Origin of the sequence: Aquabacter albus (assembly GCF_040049275.1) — a bacterium.
Taxonomy (GTDB): Bacteria; Pseudomonadota; Alphaproteobacteria; order Rhizobiales; family Xanthobacteraceae; genus Aquabacter.
Window position 1 is genome coordinate 375,949 of sequence record NZ_JBDZDT010000007.1, and the last position, 16,243, is coordinate 392,191.

The following is a 16,243-nucleotide window of genomic DNA, read 5'->3' on the forward strand; positions in this document are numbered from 1 at the left end:
TCCATGTCGCGCATCGCCTATGTCAACGGTCTCTATGTCCCGCACCGGGACGCGGGCATCCATGTGGAGGATCGCGGCTTCCAGTTCGCCGACGGCGTCTATGAGGTGTGCGAGGTCCGGGGCGGAAAGCTGATCGACGCGCGGCGGCACCTCGACCGGCTGGATCGTTCCTTGAGCGAGCTGGGCATCCGGCCGCCCATGTCCCGCGCGGCGTTGCTGGTGGTGCTGCGCGAGACCGTGCGGCGGAACCTCGTGCGCGACGGCCTCGTCTATCTCCAGGTGACCCGCGGCATCGCCAGGCGCGACCACGCCTTTCCCGCAGCCTCGACACCGCCTTCGGTTGTGGTGACGGCGCGCGCCATGGATTTCGCCGCCATGGACGCGACGGCCGCGGCCGGCGTCTCGGTCATCACCGTGCCGGACAATCGCTGGGAGCGGGTGGACATCAAGTCGGTGGGGCTTCTGCCCAACGTGCTGGCGAAGCAGCAGGCCAAGGAGGCGGGCGCCCGCGAAGCCTGGTTCGTGGATGAAGCCGGAAACATCACGGAAGGCTCCTCCACCAATGCCTGGATCGTCAGTGCCGAGGGCGCGCTGGTGACGCGGCAGGCGGACATGGGCATCCTGCGCGGCATCACCCGCACCGTGCTCATGGAGGTGGCGGAGGCCGAGGGCCTCGCCATCGAGGAGCGGCCCTTCAGCCGCGCGGAGGCGCTTCGCGCACGGGAAGCCTTCATCTCCTCCGCCACCGGGGTCGCGCTGCCCGTGATCAGGATCGATGGCCACAAGGTGGGGGATGGCACCGTCGGGCCGGTGGCGCGACGCTTGCGCGCACGCTTTCATGATTTTACGGAAGTCGGCTCCTGACGCAGTGCAGCGCAGAATGCTGCGAAGCAAAATATCCTTGCACGTTCTGCGCGCTGTGCCATCTTATCAAGTCTAACTCCCGCCTCGCCGGGCGCTTTGCGCGTGGCGGAGGACGGGGCAACGCCGAAACAAACGGAATACGAAAATGGCGGCGGAACGCACACAAAATCTCCAGGACACGTTCCTGAACCACGTCCGCAAGAGCAAGGTCCCCCTCACCATTTTTCTCGTGAACGGGGTGAAGCTTCAGGGCGTCGTCACCTGGTTTGACAATTTCTGCGTGCTGTTGCGGCGCGATGGGCATTCCCAGCTCGTGTACAAGCACGCCATTTCCACCATCATGCCGGGCCATCCCGTGCAGCTGTTCGATCCCACGGACGAGGTGGTGGCGGAGAAGGCGTAACCGTACATGGAGCGCCCGAGCGCCAAAGGCGCGAGGAAGGGTAGCCCTGGCGCGGGGCTTCAAGGCATCGACCGTCTCGCCCCGCCCACCCGCTGCGCCGTCATCACGCCCACCCTTACCAAGCGCGCGGCGCGTAGCGCCGAAGAGCGCCGCTCGCCCGAGGCTCGCCTCGAGGAGGCGGCGGGGCTTGCTCTCGCCATCGACCTCGACGTGGTCTATCGCGGGCTGGTTCCGCTCTCTGAAGTAAAGCCGGCGACCTATCTCGGATCCGGGAAGGTGGAGGAGATTGCCGGCATCGTCCTCGCGGAGGAGGTGGGCCTCGTCTTCGTGGACGCGGCGCTCTCCCCCGTGCAGCAGCGCAATCTCGAAAAGGCCTGGGCCACCAAGGTGGTGGACCGCACGGCGCTGATTCTCGAGATCTTCGGCCGGCGCGCCCGCACCAAGGAGGGCGCGCTCCAGGTGGAGCTGGCCCACCTCACCTATCAGCGCTCGCGCCTCGTGCGCTCCTGGACCCATCTTGAGCGCCAGCGCGGCGGCTTCGGCTTCCTCGGTGGCCCCGGCGAGACGCAGATCGAGGCGGACCGCCGGCAGATCGGCGAGCGCATCATCCGCATCGAAAAGGACCTGGAGCAGGTGAAGCGCACCCGCGCCCTCCACCGCACCAGCCGCAAGCGCGTGCCTTATCCCGTGGTGGCGCTGGTGGGCTACACCAATGCCGGCAAGTCCACCTTGTTCAACCGCCTCACCCGTTCCGAGGTGATGGCGCAGGATCTCCTGTTCGCGACGCTCGACCCGACGCTGCGCAGTGTGGACCTGCCGCACGGCACCCGCATCATCCTCTCCGACACGGTGGGCTTCATTTCCGAATTGCCTACCCAGCTCGTCGCCGCCTTCCGCGCCACGCTGGAAGAGGTAATCGAGGCGGACGTGGTGCTGCATGTGCGGGACATGTCCCACCCCGACACGGACGCCCAGGCGCAGGACGTGCGCGACGTGCTCACCGATCTCGGCATCGATGTGGAGCCGGGCGGGCGCATGGTGGAGGTGTGGAACAAGATCGACCTCTTGCCACCGGACGCGCGCGAACAGCTTACCAACACCGCCGAGCGCATCGATCTCGCCGACCGGCCGGTCCTCGTCTCCGCCTTGACCGGAGAGGGGACGGACGACCTCCTCGACGTCATGGAGCGCCTCATCACCGCCGGCCGCGTGACGCTGGACGTGACCGTGGCGGCGGAGGACGGCGAGGGCCTCGGCTGGCTCTACCGCCATGGCGAGGTGCTGGAGCGCCGCGTCGATCCGGAAGGGGCGATGCACGTGGCGCTGCGCGTTCTGCCCGAGCGCACCGCCCTGGTGAAGCGCCGCTTCGGCGCGTCGCGGGTGCAGCAGGCGTAAGGCTGGCACGCCTTTGTCCGGGACAAGCGAGCGCATAGCGCGAGCGCAGATCCGGGACCCAGCGCAAGACTCCGGCGAAGTCGGCAATGAGCGACCAGCGTGAAAGCGCCATCGCCGCGTGGCGGCGCCGGCGAGTTGAAGCACCTTCGGTGGAGGCTTGCGCTGGGTCCCGGATCTGCGTTCGAGCTGCGCTCTCTCTTGTCCAGGACAAAACGGCGCGACATGGACCCTTAACGGCCCGGCAACTTGCAGCCCCTACAAAGAGCGCATGCAGACTCGCTCGCGTCTCCGCTCCATCTTCACCGCTCTGGCGCTCTATGCGGTTGCCGGCGGCGTCATCGCCTATTTCGCCTATCACGCCTATAGCGGCGATCATGGCATCATGGCCAAGCGCAGCTACGAGCAGGACGCGGCGCAGCTGGAAGCGGAGCTGGCAAAGCTCAAAGCCACACGCATCGCCATCGAGCACAAGGTCTCCCTTCTCGATGCCCGGCGGCTCGATCCCGATCTGCTCGATGAAGAGGGGCGGCGACAGCTGGATTTTGTCCACCAGAAGGATCTGGTGCTGCTGAAACCGACCCGATGAACTGAGTTTGAGTTTATGTCACACATGAACTGAAACTAAGTTCAACTCAACAATATCAAGCATTTGCAACATGTTGCGGTGCAGCAGAGCGCAAATGGCGCTTTGAGCCTCGTTTCAGGTGCGCTAGAGCTTCCTCAGGTTCGAGCGTTTCCTGAGGACGACGACGATGGCTACCAAACGACCCGCCGCCAAGGCGGCAGCCCGCGCCGAAGCGGTACCCGGTGAGGTACCGACCTTCTCCAAAGACCAGGAACTTGAAGCCTATCGGGAGATGCTCCTGATCCGCCGCTTCGAGGAGAAGGCGGGCCAGATGTACGGCATGGGCCTCATCGGCGGCTTCTGTCATCTCTATATCGGCCAGGAAGCGGTCGTGGTCGGCATGCAGCTCGCCATGAAGCCCGGCGACCAGGTGATCACCGGCTATCGCGACCACGGACACATGCTCGCCACGGGCATGGAGGCGAAGGGCGTCATGGCCGAGCTGACCGGCCGGCGCGGCGGCTATTCCAAGGGCAAGGGCGGCTCGATGCACATGTTCAGCATCGAGAAGCAGTTCTTCGGCGGCCACGGCATCGTCGGCGCCCAGGTGCCGCTCGGCACCGGCCTCGCCTTCGCGAACCATTATCGCGAGAACGGCTCGGTCTCCGTCACCTATTTCGGCGACGGCGCGGCCAATCAGGGCCAAGTCTATGAGAGCTTCAACATGGCGGAGCTTTGGAAGCTGCCCGTCGTGTACGTGATCGAGAACAACAAGTACGCCATGGGCACCGCGGTGAACCGCGCCTCCGCCCAGACCGACTTCTCCAAGCGCGGCGCCTCCTTCAACATCCCCGGCGAGCAGGTGGATGGCATGGACGTGCGCGCAGTGAAGGCGGCCGGCGAGCGCGCGCTCGCTTTCGCCCGTGAGGGCAATGGCCCCTATATCCTGGAAATGCAGACCTACCGCTATCGCGGCCACTCCATGTCCGATCCGGCGAAGTACCGGTCGAAGGAGGAGGTCCAGAAGATGCGGACCGAGCACGACCCCATCGAGCAGGTGCGTGCCCGGCTGCTGGAAGGCAACCTCGCCACCGAGGACGATCTGAAGAAGGTGGACGCGCAGATCCGCGACATCGTCAACGAGGCGGCGGACTTCGCGAGCCACGATCCCGAGCCCGACGTCTCGGAGCTCTACACGGATATCCTGCGCTAGGCCGGCGGGCATCCCGCGAAGGGGAACCCCCATGGCAATGATCGCCCTTATCCTGGTCCTCCTCTCCATCATCGGCATCGCCGCGAGCTGGGGCGTCGCGGTCTATGAAGGCACGCTGGCGGAGGAGGCCACGGGCCCGGTGAGCTTCTCGCGCCGGGCCCAGATCATCATCTGGCCGTTCGCCTCGAAGGGACGGCAGGACCCGGGCAATGTCCACGGGCGGCGGGCCGGCAAGGCCCAGATCGCCCTCATCGCTTCCGTCATGGTCGCGGTCGCCGCGGCCTCCGTCTACACCAATCTCACACATGAGCGTCCCGCCAAGGCTGCGTCAGCGGCCAGGACGACGCCGAGCCAGAGCTGACAACCATGCCCATCGACATCCTCATGCCGGCGCTCTCTCCCACCATGGAGAAGGGCAACCTCACCAAATGGGTGAAGAAGGAAGGCGACGCGGTGAAATCCGGCGACGTGATCGCCGAGATCGAGACCGACAAGGCCACCATGGAAGTGGAAGCGGTGGACGAGGGCGTGCTCGGCAAGATCCTGGTGCCCGAAGGCACGCAGGACGTGGCCGTGAACACCCCCATCGCCACCATCCTGGCCGATGGCGAGGATGCGAGCGCGGCCCCCGCGCCGCAGCAGAAGGCGGCGGAAAGCGCGCCTCAGCCCTCGCCCGCCGCAGCGTCCGCGCCTGAGCCGCAGAAGGCGCCCGCCGCCTCCGCCGTCGCTGCGCCTCCCCAGGTCCAGGTGCAGCCGGACCCGGACGTGCCCGCCGGCACCGAGATGGTGACCATGACCGTGCGCGAGGCCCTGCGCGATGCCATGGCGGAAGAGATGCGCCGCGACGGCGATGTGTTCGTCATGGGTGAGGAGGTCGCCGAATATCAGGGCGCCTACAAGATCACCCAGGGGCTGCTCCAGGAGTTCGGCGCCAGGCGCGTGGTGGACACCCCCATCACCGAGCACGGCTTTGCCGGCCTCGGCGTGGGCGCGGCCATGGCGGGCCTGAAGCCCATCGTGGAGTTCATGACCTTCAACTTCGCCATGCAGGCCATCGACCAGATCATCAATTCGGCGGCCAAGACCCTCTATATGTCCGGCGGGCAGGTGCAGTGCTCCATCGTGTTCCGCGGCCCGAACGGCGCGGCCGCCCGCGTCGCCGCCCAGCACAGCCAGGACTACACCTCCTGGTACAGCCACATCCCCGGCCTCAAGGTGGTCTCGCCTTATACGGCGGCGGACGCCAAGGGCCTCTTGAAGGCCGCCATCCGTGATCCGAACCCGGTGATCTTCCTGGAGAACGAGATCCTCTACGGCCACTCCTTCGAGGTGCCGAAGCTGGACGATTATGTTCTGCCCATCGGCAAGGCGCGCATCGCCCGCCCCGGCAAGGACGTGACCTTGGTGGCCTGGTCCATCGGCATGACCTATGCGCTCAAAGCCGCTGAGGAGCTGGCGAAGCAGGGCATCGAGGCGGAGGTCATCGACCTGCGCACTATCCGCCCCATGGACGTGCCGGCCATCGTCGCCTCGGTGAAGAAGACCGGCCGCTGCGTGACGGTGGAAGAGGGCTGGCCCCAGTCCGGCGTCGGCGCCGAGATCGTGGCGCGGCTGATGTCCGACGCCTTCGACTATCTCGACGCCCCGGTGCTGCGGGTGACGGGCAAGGACGTGCCCATGCCTTACGCCGCCAACCTTGAGAAGCTGGCCCTGCCTTCGGTCGCGGACGTGATCGAGGCCGTGAAGGCCGTCACCTATCGCTGAGGGACGAGACACATGCCCATCGAGATCCTCATGCCGGCCCTCTCTCCCACCATGGAGAAGGGCAACCTCGCCAAGTGGCTCAAGAAGGAAGGCGACAGCGTCAAGTCCGGTGACGTGCTCGCCGAGATCGAGACCGACAAGGCCACCATGGAAGTGGAGGCCGTGGACGAAGGCGTGCTCGCCAAGATCGTCGTCCCCGAGGGCACGCAGGACGTGCCCGTCAACCAGCTCATCGCCGTGCTCGCCGGTGAAGGCGAGGACGTGAAGGCGGCCGCCTCCGGCGCCGGTGGCGGCAAGGCCCCGGCCGCCGCGCCCGCTCCGGCCCCTGCACCTGCGGCTGCTGCCCCGGCTCCTGCTGCCGCCCCCGCTCCGGCGGCGCCGGCTCCCGCGCCTGCCGCCGCCGCGCCGGCCTCGAACGGGCAGGGCGGCCGCGTGTTCGCCTCGCCGCTCGCCCGTCGCATCGCCAAGGAGAAGGGCGTCGATCTCGCCGCGCTTTCCGGCTCCGGCCCGCACGGCCGCATCGTCGCGCGCGACCTGGAAGGCGCGCAGCCCGGCGCCAAGCCGGCGGCTGCGCCCGCCGCTGCTGCCGCACCCACTGCTGCCCCGGCCGCCACGCCGAAGGCAGTGGTCGCGACTGCCCCCGGCGCCGAGCAGGTGAAGGCGCTGTACGAGCCCGGCACCTATGAGGAAGTCCAACTCGACGGCATGCGCAAGACCATCGCCAAGCGGTTGGTGGAAAGCGAGCAGGTCACCCCCACCTTCACCCTCACGGTGGATTGCGACCTCGACGAGCTGATGAAGCTGCGCGAGACGGTGAACGCCACCGCGCCCAAGGACAAGGACGGCAAGCCGACCTTCCGCGTCTCGGTGAACGACTTCATCATCAAGGCCATGGCGCTGGCGCTCCAGAAGGTGCCCACCGCCAATGCGGTGTGGGCCGAGGACCGCGTCCTGCGCATGAAGCATTCGGACGTGGGCGTCGCGGTGGCCATCGACGGCGGGCTCTATGCGCCCATCATCAAGAAGGCCGAGACCAAGACGCTGTCCGCCATCTCCAACGAGATGCGCGACCTCGCGGGCCGGGCGCGCACCAAGAAGCTGAAGCCGGAGGAATATTCCGGCGGCGCCACCTCCATCTCCAACCTGGGCATGATGGGGATCCGCAATTTCACGGCGATCATCAACGCCCCGCAATCCTCCATCGTCGCCATCGGCGCCTCGGAGCAGCGCGCCGTGGTGCGCGGCGGCGAGGTGAAGATCGTCACCCAGATGACCGCCACCATCACCTGCGACCACCGGGTGATGGACGGGGCGCTGGGCGCGGAGCTTCTCGGCGCGTTCAAGGACTATGTGGAGAAGCCGTTCGCCATGCTGGTGTGACGGGCGGGGATGCGGGCCAATGAAGATCTATCTCGCAGGCCCCGAAGTGTTCCTGGACGACGCGACCGAGATCAGCCGGCGCAAGGTGGAAGCCTGCGCCCGCCACGGCTTCCATGGGCTCTCCCCCATGGATGGCGGCGTCGATGTGAACGCGCCCGAGGCGAGCCGGCTGATCTTCGAGAAGAATGTGGAGATGATGCGCGCCTCCGACGCCATCATCGCCAATCTCACCCCGTTCCGGGGCGTGAGCGCGGACCCTGGCACAGTGTTCGAGCTTGGCTTCTGCTTCGCGCTCGGCAAGGCCGTGATGGGCTATAGCGGCCACCCGGAGAATCTGGTGGCGCGCACCCGCCGCGCGCTCGGGCACGATGCGGCGCATAGCGGGGTGCTCTCGGACGGCTTGCACGTGGAGGATTTCGATCTTCCCGACAACCTCATGATGGCCGAGGCGATCAACGCCGCCGGCTGGTCCATGATCCTGCCCGACGCGCCCGTGGCGGATCCTTGGCGCGATCTGACCTTGTTCGAAGCGGCGCTCAAGGCGCTGAAATTCTCGACTGCCATCCCGCGCGCCGCGCGGCAAGGAGACGGCAATGGCTGACACCTATGACGTGATCATCATCGGCGGCGGGCCCGGCGGCTATGTGGCCGCCATCCGCTCCGCCCAGCTCGGCTTCAAGACGGCGGTGGTGGAGAAGGCCCATCTCGGCGGCATCTGCCTCAACTGGGGCTGCATCCCCACCAAGGCGCTGCTGCGCTCGGCCGAGATCTATCATTACATGCAGCACGCCAAGGATTACGGCCTCTCCGCCGACAACGTCTCGTTCGACGCGGCGGCGGTGGTGAAGCGCTCGCGGGGGGTCTCCCAGCAGCTGAACACCGGCGTCGGCTTCCTGATGAAGAAGAACAAGGTGGACGTGATCTGGGGCACGGCGACGATCACCGGGCCGGGCAAGATCTCCGTCACCGCTGCCGAGAACCCGCCCAAGGGCGCGCTGGGCGGGGGCGGTTACAACGCAAAGAACATCATCGTCGCCACCGGCGCCCGCCCGCGCGCGCTGCCGGGCCTGGAGCCGGACAAGAAGCTCATCTGGACCTATTTCGAGGCCATGGTGCCCGAGAAGATGCCGAAGACCCTGCTGGTGCTGGGTTCGGGCGCCATCGGCATCGAGTTCGCCTCTTTCTACAAGACCATGGGCGTCGACGTGACCGTGGTGGAAGTGCTGCCCCAGATCCTCCCCGTGGAGGATGAGGAGATCGCCGCCCACGCCCGCAAGCGCTTCGAGAAGCAGGGCATGAAGATCATGACCGGCGCGAAGGTGACCGGCGTCACCAAGCACGCCGATAGCCTCACCGCGCATGTGGAGGACGCCAAGGGCGGGAAGCTCGACCTCACCGTGGACCGCATGATCTCGGCGGTGGGCGTGGTGGGCAATGTGGACGGCCTGGGCCTGGAAGCCATCGGCGTGAAGATCGAGCGCGGCATCATCGTGACCGACGGCGTCGGGCGCACTAACGTTCCCGGCGTGTGGGCCATCGGCGACGTGGCCGGGCCGCCCATGCTGGCGCACAAGGCGGAGCATGAGGGCGTGATCTGCGTGGAGACCATCAAGGGCCTCCACACCCACGCCATGGACAAGAACAAGATCCCCGGCTGCACCTATTGCACGCCCCAGATCGCTTCCGTGGGCCTCACCGAGAAGAAGGCCAAGGAGCAGGGCCGCGAGATCCGCGTCGGCCGCTTCCCCTTCGTCGGCAACGGCAAGGCCATCGCGCTTGGGGAGCCTGAAGGCTTGGTGAAAACCATCTTCGACAAGAAGACCGGCGAGCTCCTGGGTGCGCACATGGTGGGCGCGGAAGTCACCGAGCTGATCCAGGGCTTCGTCATCGCCATGAATCTGGAGACCACGGAAGAGGAACTGATCCACGCCGTGTTCCCGCACCCGACCCTGTCGGAGATGATGCACGAGAGCGTGCTCGATGCGTATGGCCGGGTGATCCACACCTGAGGCGCCGCCGCTCGCTCCCTCTCCCGCGTGCGGGGGAGGGCCGGGGAGGGGGCCGGCCGAAGGCCGGTCTGCCTGCTCCTGGCAACGCTTCCCATGCGGAGAGGGCGCTTTTCCCCCTCCCTAACCCTCCCCCGCAAGCGGGAGAGGGGATCATTCTGCACTTGCCCGCTCACCCCAGCTTCGCCCGCATCGCGTCTGCCGTCGCAAAGTCGGAGAGCGAGCGCCCCTCCATCTCGCCCACCGAGCGGATGCCGAGGCTGCTGGTCAGGAAGATTTCCTCCGCCCGTACAAGATCCTCTGGCATCAGAGCCCGCTCCACCGCCCCCAGCCGCAGCACCTCCGCGCGCATGACTCCGGGCAGGGAGCCCTCGCCCAAAGGTGGCGTCAGCATCTCTCCGCCGCACACCACGAATAGATTGGCAATAGTGGTCTCCGCCACGCGCCCCTGCGTGTTCAAGAGCACCGCATCATCCGCCCCGCGTGCCGCCGCTTCCTGGCGGGCGAGGATATTGTCCAGATAGTTCAGCGATTTGATGCCTGAAAGCGGCGAGAACTCGTTGCGCCGGGTGATCTGGGCGATGACCAGCCGCGCGGGCGGGGCGGGCGCCGCGAGGGGGGCGGCCGTGATGAGCACAGTCGGGACAGGCGCGGCCGGCGGCAGCACCCCGCGCGGGCCGGAACCGCGCGTCACGGTGAGCCGCAGCACCCCCGATGCAAGCCCGTTCGCAGCGAGCGTCGCGGCAAGCGCCGCCGGGAAATCGACGGCGGGCAAGTTCAGGTCGATCACCGCCGCGCTGCGCGCGAGCCGCGCCAGATGGGCATCGAGCCGCAGCACCACGCCATCCCGCGCCTGCATGGTCTCGAACAGGCCGTCGCCCAAAGTGAAGCCCCGGTCCCCCGGCGCGATGCACGCCGCGTCCGCATCCAGGACGGCGCCGTTCAGCCAGACCTTCATGGCGCGTCCCCCGTCAGCGCGCGCAGCAGCGGCGCGATCTTCACCATGCTCTCCTCATACTCCTCGGCCGGGTCCGAATCCGCCACGATCCCGCCCCCGGCCTGCGCCAGCAGCGTCTCGCCGGAACGGGTGATGGTGCGGATGACGATGGACGAATCCATCGCCCCGTCGAGGCCGATCCAGGCGATGGCGCCGCAATAGGCCCCGCGGGGCCTCGGCTCCAGCTCGTGGATGACCTCCATGGCGCGGATCTTCGGCGCGCCGGTCACCGAGCCGCCGGGAAAGCAGGCGCGCAGCAGGTCCACCGGCCCGAGGCCTGCGCGCAGGCGGCTCTCCACCACCGAGACGAGATGATGGACCGAGGCGAAGGTCTCCAGCCCGTTGAGCACCGGCACCTTCACGCTCCCCAGCTCCGACACGCGGCCAAGATCGTTGCGCATCAGATCGACGATCATCAAATTCTCGGCCCGGTCCTTCGGGCTCGCCAGAAGCTCGGCGGCGAGCGCCGCGTCCCGCGCCGGGTCGGCATGGCGGGGGCGCGTGCCCTTGATGGGCCGTGTCTCCACCTCGCCCGCCGGAGAGAGGCGCAGGAAGCGCTCGGGAGACGCGCTGATCACGGCGGCGTCCGGTCCGCATGCGAGAAGCGCCGCAAAGGGGGAGGGGCTCAGCGCCCGCAGACGCAGATAGAGCTGAAGATCAGAAAGGCCGGCCGGCCGGGCCGCCCGCATGCGCTGGGTGATGTTGGCCTGGAAGATGTCGCCTGCTTGGATGTAGGCAATGGTGCGTGCGATGGCGGCTTCCACGCCCGCCCGAGGCTGCTCCTTCTCCCACGAGCCCCGCAGGCTCCAGTCCGGGGCGGGCGCATCGCCCACCACGCCGAGCCGGGCCATGACATGGGCGGCCCGCGCCTCCGCCCGCAGCGCCCGCGCTTGCGGCGCATTCTCGGGCGCGCCGCTCGACAGGAGATAGCCCGCCTGCGCCTCGTGATCGAAGGCGATCACCGTGTCGTAGAGGCCGATCACCATGTCCGGCACGCGCGCATCGTCTGGCCTGGGGAGCGGCAGCCGCTCCACATGGCGGCCCAGCCCGTAGCCGAGAAAACCCACCGCGCCGGTGCGGAACGGCACGGGGCAGGGCCCCTCTGCCGGCGGCAGCGCGGCCAGTTCCCGCACCAGCACCGAGAATGGGTCCTCCGGCACGAGCCTGCCGTCCACCCGCACGCCGTCCGCCTCCGCCGAGATCACCCGGAAGGGCTCGACGGCCACATAGGAATAGCGGGCGCGCGCACCGTCCCGCGCGGCGCTCTCCAGCAGCGCGGCCACGGGGTCGGTGCTGAACGGCGCGAAGGCCGCGGCCGGGTCGCAATAGGGGACGGGGATGATGCGCAAGGATCGGCTCTGGCGAACGCGGAAGGCTGCCTTCTACGACCATATGATGCCCAAACGAAAGCTGCGCGCGCCCGCGCATGGAACCGGGCTCAGCTCTGCGTCGGCGGCGGGTACTGCGGGCGGGGTGATTTGATAGGTTCCAGCCAGACGGCGCCCGAATGCGCCTTGCGAGCGAGTCCCCGTGCCTCCCCCAAGTCCCACCCCACATCCGTCCCCGGAACAGCCCTACGCCTATCACCCCCGCAGCACGTTCCTGTGGTTTGTCGCCGGCCTCCGCGAATCCCTCTCCGTGCCCGGCTTCGTGCTTTTCGCGGGCTATATCGGGTATGGCGGCCTGCTCCAGGGCATGAACTTCCCGTTCTTTGCGGGCCTTCTCTCCACCTTCCTCGTCTGGGCGCTTCCGGCGCAGATCATCCTTGTGGGCGGACTCGCCAGCGGCGTCGGCCTCCTGCCCATCGCGCTGGCCGTGGGGCTGTCCTCCATGCGGCTCCTGCCCATGGTGGTGTCGCTCGCGCCCTACATGCGCAGCACCCACAACGCCTTGTGGAAGGACCTCATCAACGCCCATTTCGTCGCCATGACCATGTGGGCGGAGGGACAACGCCTCCTGCCGAAGCTGCCGCCGTCCGGCCGGTTCACCTTCACCATGGGGCTCGGCATCGGCCTCCTGCTCATCTCCATCTCGGCCACCGCCATCGGCTACCAGATGGCCGGCGAGCTGCCCCCTGCCATGTCCGTCGGCCTGCAGTTCCTCACCGCCATCTCCTTCACCCTGCTGATGATCCGCGGCGCGGAAGGCGTGACCGACTGGTGCGCCCTTGCCTTCGGCTTCCTCACCACTCCGTTCGTGGCCGGCTTGAGCGGCGGGGCGGACCTGATGATCAGCGGCCTCGGCGGCGGCACGCTCGCCTATCTCATCGGCCGGGCCATGCGGAGGAAGCGGGCATGATCCATCTCGACGAATGGAGCGCCATCCTCATCGTGATCCTGGTGGGCTTCCTGCCCACGGAGATGTGGCGTTCCCTGGCGGTGATCGCCGGGCGGCGCGTTCAGGAGGGCAGCGAACTGCTGCTCTGGGTGCGGTCGGTGGCCGCCGCCCTTCTCGCCGCCATCGTGGCGCGGCTGATCTTCGTGCCCACGGGCCCGCTGGTGGATATCCCGCTCTGGCTGCGCCTCGTCTGCATCCTGTGCGGCATCGGCGCGTTTCTCGCCATCCGCCGCTCGGTCTTTGCCGGCGTGGTGGTGGGGGAGCTGGTGCTCATCGGCGGCGCGTGGTGGCTACTGCACTGAAGACGTTTTTCGCGCAGCCGATACGCCGGCTGCGCCTCAGGTCCCCACCCGGCCTCCCCCCACCTTCGTGATCGCCACCACGGACGGCCGCGGCGGCATGCCGGGCTGGAAGTCCGGCCAGCGGGTCGAAGGGTCGTCGAAGGAGGAGACGCGCCCGTCCTCGCTCTCGCCGGGATGCTGGACAGCGACGAAGAAGGTGGTGTCGTCAGGCGTGAAATAGGGGCCGCACATCTCCGCGCCGATGGGCACGGAGAAGAAGCGCTTGGCGGTGGCGCGGCCCGCGCCTTCGGTCTCGACGCCCCAGATGCCATCCGTGCGGCCGGTGCTTTTCGCCGAATTGCCGTCGGTGGCGACCCAGAGGCGGCCGGCGCTGTCCACCGCACAATTGTCCGGGTTCGCGAACCAGCCATAGCCGGTGGTGGCGGAAGAGAAGGTGGCGCCCACGTCGGCAACGGAGGGATCGCCGCACTTCACCAGGATCTCCCAGGTGAAGCGGTCCGCCGCATGGTCCCCGCCAGCGGGCGTGATCTCGACGATGTGGCCGAACACATTCTTCGCGCGGGGATTGGCGGCGTTGGTCTCGTCTTCCTTGCGGGCGTCGTTGGAGGTGAGCATCACATAGACCTTATTGGTCTTCGGGTTGACCTCCACATCCTCCGGCCGGTCCATCTTGGTGGCGCCGAGCGCATCGCCCGCAAGGCGCGTCTCGATGAGCACCTGCGCCTGGCTGGCGAAACCCTTCTCCAGCGTCAGCGGGCCCTGGCCGAACACAAGCGGCCGCCACTCGCCGCTGCCGTCCGCATGGAAGACGGCCACCGATAGGGTGCCGGTATCCAGCAAATCGCGATTGGCGGCGCGGTTGGCGGGGTCGTAAGGGCGCTCGGTCACGAAGCGATAGACATAGTCCATGCGCTGGTCGTCGCCCTGATAGACCACGAAGCGGCCGTCCCCGTTCACCACATTGGCTGCGCCCTCATGCTTGAAGCGGCCCATGGCGGTGCGCTTCTTGGGCGTCGAGGCGGGGTCGAGCGGGTCGATCTCCACCACCCAGCCGAAGCGGTTCGGCTCGTTGGGCGTCTTCTCGATGTCGAAGCGGTCGTGGAACAGGCCCCAGGCAAAATAGGCCGCGGGAACGCCATAGCGGCGCAGCGCCGTGCGGCGGGGATGCGCGTCCGGCTTGCCGAGGAAATAGAGGTTGAAGTTCTCCTCGCAGGTCAGCCACGTCCCCCAGGGCGTGACGCCGCCGGCGCAATTGTTGACCATGCCGAGCACCGCCCGGCCGGTGGGGTCCGCGGCGGTCTTCAGGAGATCATCACCCGCCGCAGGGCCGGAAAGCTCCATGGGCGTCGTCGCGGTGATCCGCCGGGCCTCGGGTGCGCCGGGCACCACGCGCCAGCGACCGTTCTCGCGCGCCACCTCGATCACCGAGCCGCCATGGGCGGCCATCTCGATGTCCACGCGCTCGCGCGTCATGCCGGGAAAGCCGTCCTTGGCGCGCTGGGGGGCGATGCCGGGGAACATCAATTCGGGGCTGGTATATTCGTGGTTCACCACCATCAGCCCGCGCGCGGCCGGGTCCGCGCCGGGGCGGGGGATGTAGCCCACGAAGTCGTTGTTGTAGCCGAACTGCATGGCCTGGGCGGCCGGCGTCTGGTTTGCCGGGTCGAAGGCCGGCGCGTCGGGCAGCACGGGGTCGCCCCAGCGCACGAGCACGTGGGCCTCGTGGCCCTCCGCCACATGGATGGTCTCATCCGGCGCAGCGGTAAGCTCGGGGAAGGGAAAGCGGCTGGCATCGCCGGGGGCGGGGGCGGCGGGTGTATCCGCCTTCGCCGCATCCACTGCGAGGGGAGAAAGCGTCGCGCCGATGGCGGCGACACCGAGCAGTCCCTTCAAGAGGTCACGCCGGCCGAAACGCGCAGCGACCACATCGCCGAGGGTGGGGCTGGTGGAGGGATTGGTGGGGGCATCCTCGTGCGCCTCGCGGGCGACCGCCATCGGCTCGGAATCGAAATTCTGGGTCATGGGTTTCGCTCGCAATGGCCATCCCGACAGAAGAGCCATCTTACCTAGCGAAAGACCGGGGCGTGTGACAGCGCCTTCGCGCGGGCCGCGCTACGCGTCTGGATCAGGCGCTTGAGGACGCATGTGCGCAGCATGCTGACGCTCTGTTGCACTGCAAATAAAGTTTCCTTTGCATTTTAAATTCCCCCGGACATAAGAATACGTCGCTGGATATATTTAACGTACCCAGAAGGCATAAATATTACGCAAGGTAATAAATGCCGATACGTCATCTCGTCGAGAGGGAAAACTGGTAAATTACGTAGGGAAAACTTACCTAACGCCAGTTTATTTCGACGAGAGACATGCCTTACGGGCAACATGGCGGCGAAGCACAGCTTCCGCCGCGGATCTAAAACAAGAAGGCCGGCGCAGATCGGCATGTGGAGGAAGTGAGACGAATGCCGTCACCCAGCATGGGCCGGGACTCTCTTGGTGTGCCCGGCACACCCCCTAAAGGCAGCGCGCGGCGCGACGCCCTGATCCACCATTTTCTATCCTGGCGGGACGTCTATGGCGGTTCGCTCCTGGCCGCGATCGGTGTCGGGACCGTCTGCATCGGGAGCACGCATTCGATCGGCACCCTCTTTCACATGGGTGCGGGCTATTTCCCCATCATCCTCGGCGTGCTGCTTACCGGGCTTGGATGCGCCATCGCCGTCTCAGCATTCCTGAAGGGCAGCGGCCCGGTGGAGATGGAGCCGGGCGAGACCTTCCATCTGCCTGATATCCGGGGCTGCTCCGCCATCATCGCGGGCATGCTCTCCTTCGTCCTCTTCGCGGCCTATGTGGGCTTCGCCCCGGCCACCTTCTCGCTGGTGTTCATCTCCGCCATGGGCGACCGCACCATGTCGTGGAAAGGTGCGCTGGGCCTCGCCTGCCTCATGACCGGCATCCTCATCGGGCTGTTCTGGTACGCCCTTCAAATTCCCCTGCAGTTGTGGTGAGGGCCCGCC

At 67.4% G+C, this 16,243-nt stretch carries 16 protein-coding genes; 13 read left to right on the forward strand and 3 right to left on the reverse strand.

All coding sequences use genetic code 11. From position 1 onward, the window contains the following. The first annotated feature begins 3 nt into the window (after positions 1-3). The 10 genes from ABLE91_RS19805 (at position 4) to lpdA (ending at position 9,593) form a co-directional block, all read left to right on the forward strand. Positions 4-864 carry a D-amino-acid transaminase gene (locus ABLE91_RS19805; RefSeq protein WP_348933606.1) on the forward strand — a complete coding sequence of 287 codons (861 nt, stop codon included), beginning with the start codon at positions 4-6 and terminating at the stop codon, positions 862-864. 145 nt (positions 865-1,009) lie between these two features. Next, a complete protein-coding gene (hfq, locus tag ABLE91_RS19810) occupies positions 1,010-1,267 on the forward strand; it encodes an RNA chaperone Hfq (protein WP_348933607.1) in 258 nt (85 codons plus the stop codon). Positions 1,268-1,273: 6 nt separating this feature from the next. Beyond that, positions 1,274-2,662: a GTPase HflX gene (hflX, locus tag ABLE91_RS19815; protein ID WP_348933609.1), complete on the forward strand. Its 1,389-nt coding sequence runs from the start codon at positions 1,274-1,276 to the stop codon at positions 2,660-2,662. A gap of 268 nt (positions 2,663-2,930) precedes the next feature. Next, complete coding sequence (locus ABLE91_RS19820) at positions 2,931-3,248, forward strand: FtsB family cell division protein (RefSeq protein ID WP_348933611.1); 318 nt, start codon at positions 2,931-2,933, stop codon at positions 3,246-3,248. Positions 3,249-3,414: 166 nt separating this feature from the next. Next, on the forward strand, positions 3,415-4,440 hold the full coding sequence (gene pdhA / locus ABLE91_RS19825) for a pyruvate dehydrogenase (acetyl-transferring) E1 component subunit alpha (RefSeq protein WP_348933613.1): 1,026 nt from the start codon (positions 3,415-3,417) through the stop codon (positions 4,438-4,440). Positions 4,441-4,471: 31 nt separating this feature from the next. Continuing rightward, on the forward strand, positions 4,472-4,801 hold the full coding sequence (locus tag ABLE91_RS19830; RefSeq protein WP_348933614.1) for a hypothetical protein: 330 nt from the start codon (positions 4,472-4,474) through the stop codon (positions 4,799-4,801). 5 nt (positions 4,802-4,806) lie between these two features. Next, positions 4,807-6,204, forward strand: a complete 1,398-nt coding sequence (locus tag ABLE91_RS19835) for a pyruvate dehydrogenase complex E1 component subunit beta (protein WP_348933616.1) — start codon at positions 4,807-4,809, stop codon at positions 6,202-6,204. Positions 6,205-6,216: 12 nt separating this feature from the next. Beyond that, entirely contained in the window at positions 6,217-7,584 is a 1,368-nt protein-coding gene (locus ABLE91_RS19840) for a pyruvate dehydrogenase complex dihydrolipoamide acetyltransferase (RefSeq protein ID WP_348933618.1), read from the forward strand. A gap of 19 nt (positions 7,585-7,603) precedes the next feature. Further along, positions 7,604-8,185, forward strand: a complete 582-nt coding sequence (locus tag ABLE91_RS19845; RefSeq protein ID WP_348933619.1) for a nucleoside 2-deoxyribosyltransferase — start codon at positions 7,604-7,606, stop codon at positions 8,183-8,185. Further along, complete coding sequence (lpdA, locus tag ABLE91_RS19850; protein ID WP_348933620.1) at positions 8,178-9,593, forward strand: dihydrolipoyl dehydrogenase; 1,416 nt, start codon at positions 8,178-8,180, stop codon at positions 9,591-9,593. Before ABLE91_RS19845 ends, lpdA begins: the two co-directional genes overlap by 8 nt. A gap of 169 nt (positions 9,594-9,762) precedes the next feature. Here the strand turns inward: lpdA and ABLE91_RS19855 are convergent, their stop codons facing one another. Further along, a complete protein-coding gene (locus ABLE91_RS19855) occupies positions 9,763-10,548 on the reverse strand; it encodes an aminotransferase class IV (RefSeq protein ID WP_348933622.1) in 786 nt (261 codons plus the stop codon). Further along, positions 10,545-11,936 carry an aminodeoxychorismate synthase component I gene (pabB, locus tag ABLE91_RS19860; RefSeq protein ID WP_348933624.1) on the reverse strand — a complete coding sequence of 464 codons (1,392 nt, stop codon included), beginning with the start codon at positions 11,934-11,936 and terminating at the stop codon, positions 10,545-10,547. Before pabB ends, ABLE91_RS19855 begins: the two co-directional genes overlap by 4 nt. Positions 11,937-12,117: 181 nt before the next feature. Between pabB and ABLE91_RS19865 the strand changes: the two genes are divergently transcribed. Continuing rightward, complete coding sequence (locus tag ABLE91_RS19865; RefSeq protein WP_348933626.1) at positions 12,118-12,885, forward strand: AzlC family ABC transporter permease; 768 nt, start codon at positions 12,118-12,120, stop codon at positions 12,883-12,885. After that, on the forward strand, positions 12,882-13,226 hold the full coding sequence (locus ABLE91_RS19870) for an AzlD domain-containing protein (protein WP_348933628.1): 345 nt from the start codon (positions 12,882-12,884) through the stop codon (positions 13,224-13,226). The genes ABLE91_RS19865 and ABLE91_RS19870 overlap by 4 nt, the downstream gene beginning before the upstream one ends. A 36-nt stretch (positions 13,227-13,262) precedes the next feature. Here ABLE91_RS19870 and ABLE91_RS19875 read toward each other — a convergent pair whose 3' ends face one another. Continuing rightward, positions 13,263-15,248 (reverse strand): PhoX family protein, encoded by a 1,986-nt coding sequence (locus tag ABLE91_RS19875; protein ID WP_510181976.1) that lies wholly within the window; start codon positions 15,246-15,248, stop codon positions 13,263-13,265. Between the two features lie 440 nt (positions 15,249-15,688). On the opposite strand from ABLE91_RS19875, the gene ABLE91_RS19880 reads away from it, so the two are divergent. Continuing rightward, positions 15,689-16,234, forward strand: a complete 546-nt coding sequence (locus ABLE91_RS19880) for a tripartite tricarboxylate transporter TctB family protein (RefSeq protein WP_348933630.1) — start codon at positions 15,689-15,691, stop codon at positions 16,232-16,234. The last annotated feature ends 9 nt before the right edge of the window (positions 16,235-16,243 follow it).

Bases quoted from the DNA above. Each gene is read 5' to 3' on its own strand.
- pdhA (WP_348933613.1), top strand. From the start codon at position 3,415: ATGGCTACCAAACGACCCGCCGCCAAGGCGGCAGCCCGCGCCGAAGCG.
- ABLE91_RS19820 (WP_348933611.1), top strand. From the start codon at position 2,931: ATGCAGACTCGCTCGCGTCTCCGCTCCATCTTCACCGCTCTGGCGCTC.
- ABLE91_RS19870 (WP_348933628.1), top strand. From the start codon at position 12,882: ATGATCCATCTCGACGAATGGAGCGCCATCCTCATCGTGATCCTGGTG.
- lpdA (WP_348933620.1), top strand. From the start codon at position 8,178: ATGGCTGACACCTATGACGTGATCATCATCGGCGGCGGGCCCGGCGGC.
- ABLE91_RS19845 (WP_348933619.1), top strand. From the start codon at position 7,604: ATGAAGATCTATCTCGCAGGCCCCGAAGTGTTCCTGGACGACGCGACC.
- ABLE91_RS19830 (WP_348933614.1), top strand. From the start codon at position 4,472: ATGGCAATGATCGCCCTTATCCTGGTCCTCCTCTCCATCATCGGCATC.
- ABLE91_RS19855 (WP_348933622.1), bottom strand. From the start codon at position 10,548: ATGAAGGTCTGGCTGAACGGCGCCGTCCTGGATGCGGACGCGGCGTGC.
- ABLE91_RS19880 (WP_348933630.1), top strand. From the start codon at position 15,689: ATGCCGTCACCCAGCATGGGCCGGGACTCTCTTGGTGTGCCCGGCACA.
- ABLE91_RS19805 (WP_348933606.1), top strand. From the start codon at position 4: ATGTCGCGCATCGCCTATGTCAACGGTCTCTATGTCCCGCACCGGGAC.
- ABLE91_RS19840 (WP_348933618.1), top strand. From the start codon at position 6,217: ATGCCCATCGAGATCCTCATGCCGGCCCTCTCTCCCACCATGGAGAAG.
- hflX (WP_348933609.1), top strand. From the start codon at position 1,274: ATGGAGCGCCCGAGCGCCAAAGGCGCGAGGAAGGGTAGCCCTGGCGCG.
- hfq (WP_348933607.1), top strand. From the start codon at position 1,010: ATGGCGGCGGAACGCACACAAAATCTCCAGGACACGTTCCTGAACCAC.
- ABLE91_RS19835 (WP_348933616.1), top strand. From the start codon at position 4,807: ATGCCCATCGACATCCTCATGCCGGCGCTCTCTCCCACCATGGAGAAG.
- ABLE91_RS19875 (WP_510181976.1), bottom strand. From the start codon at position 15,248: ATGACCCAGAATTTCGATTCCGAGCCGATGGCGGTCGCCCGCGAGGCG.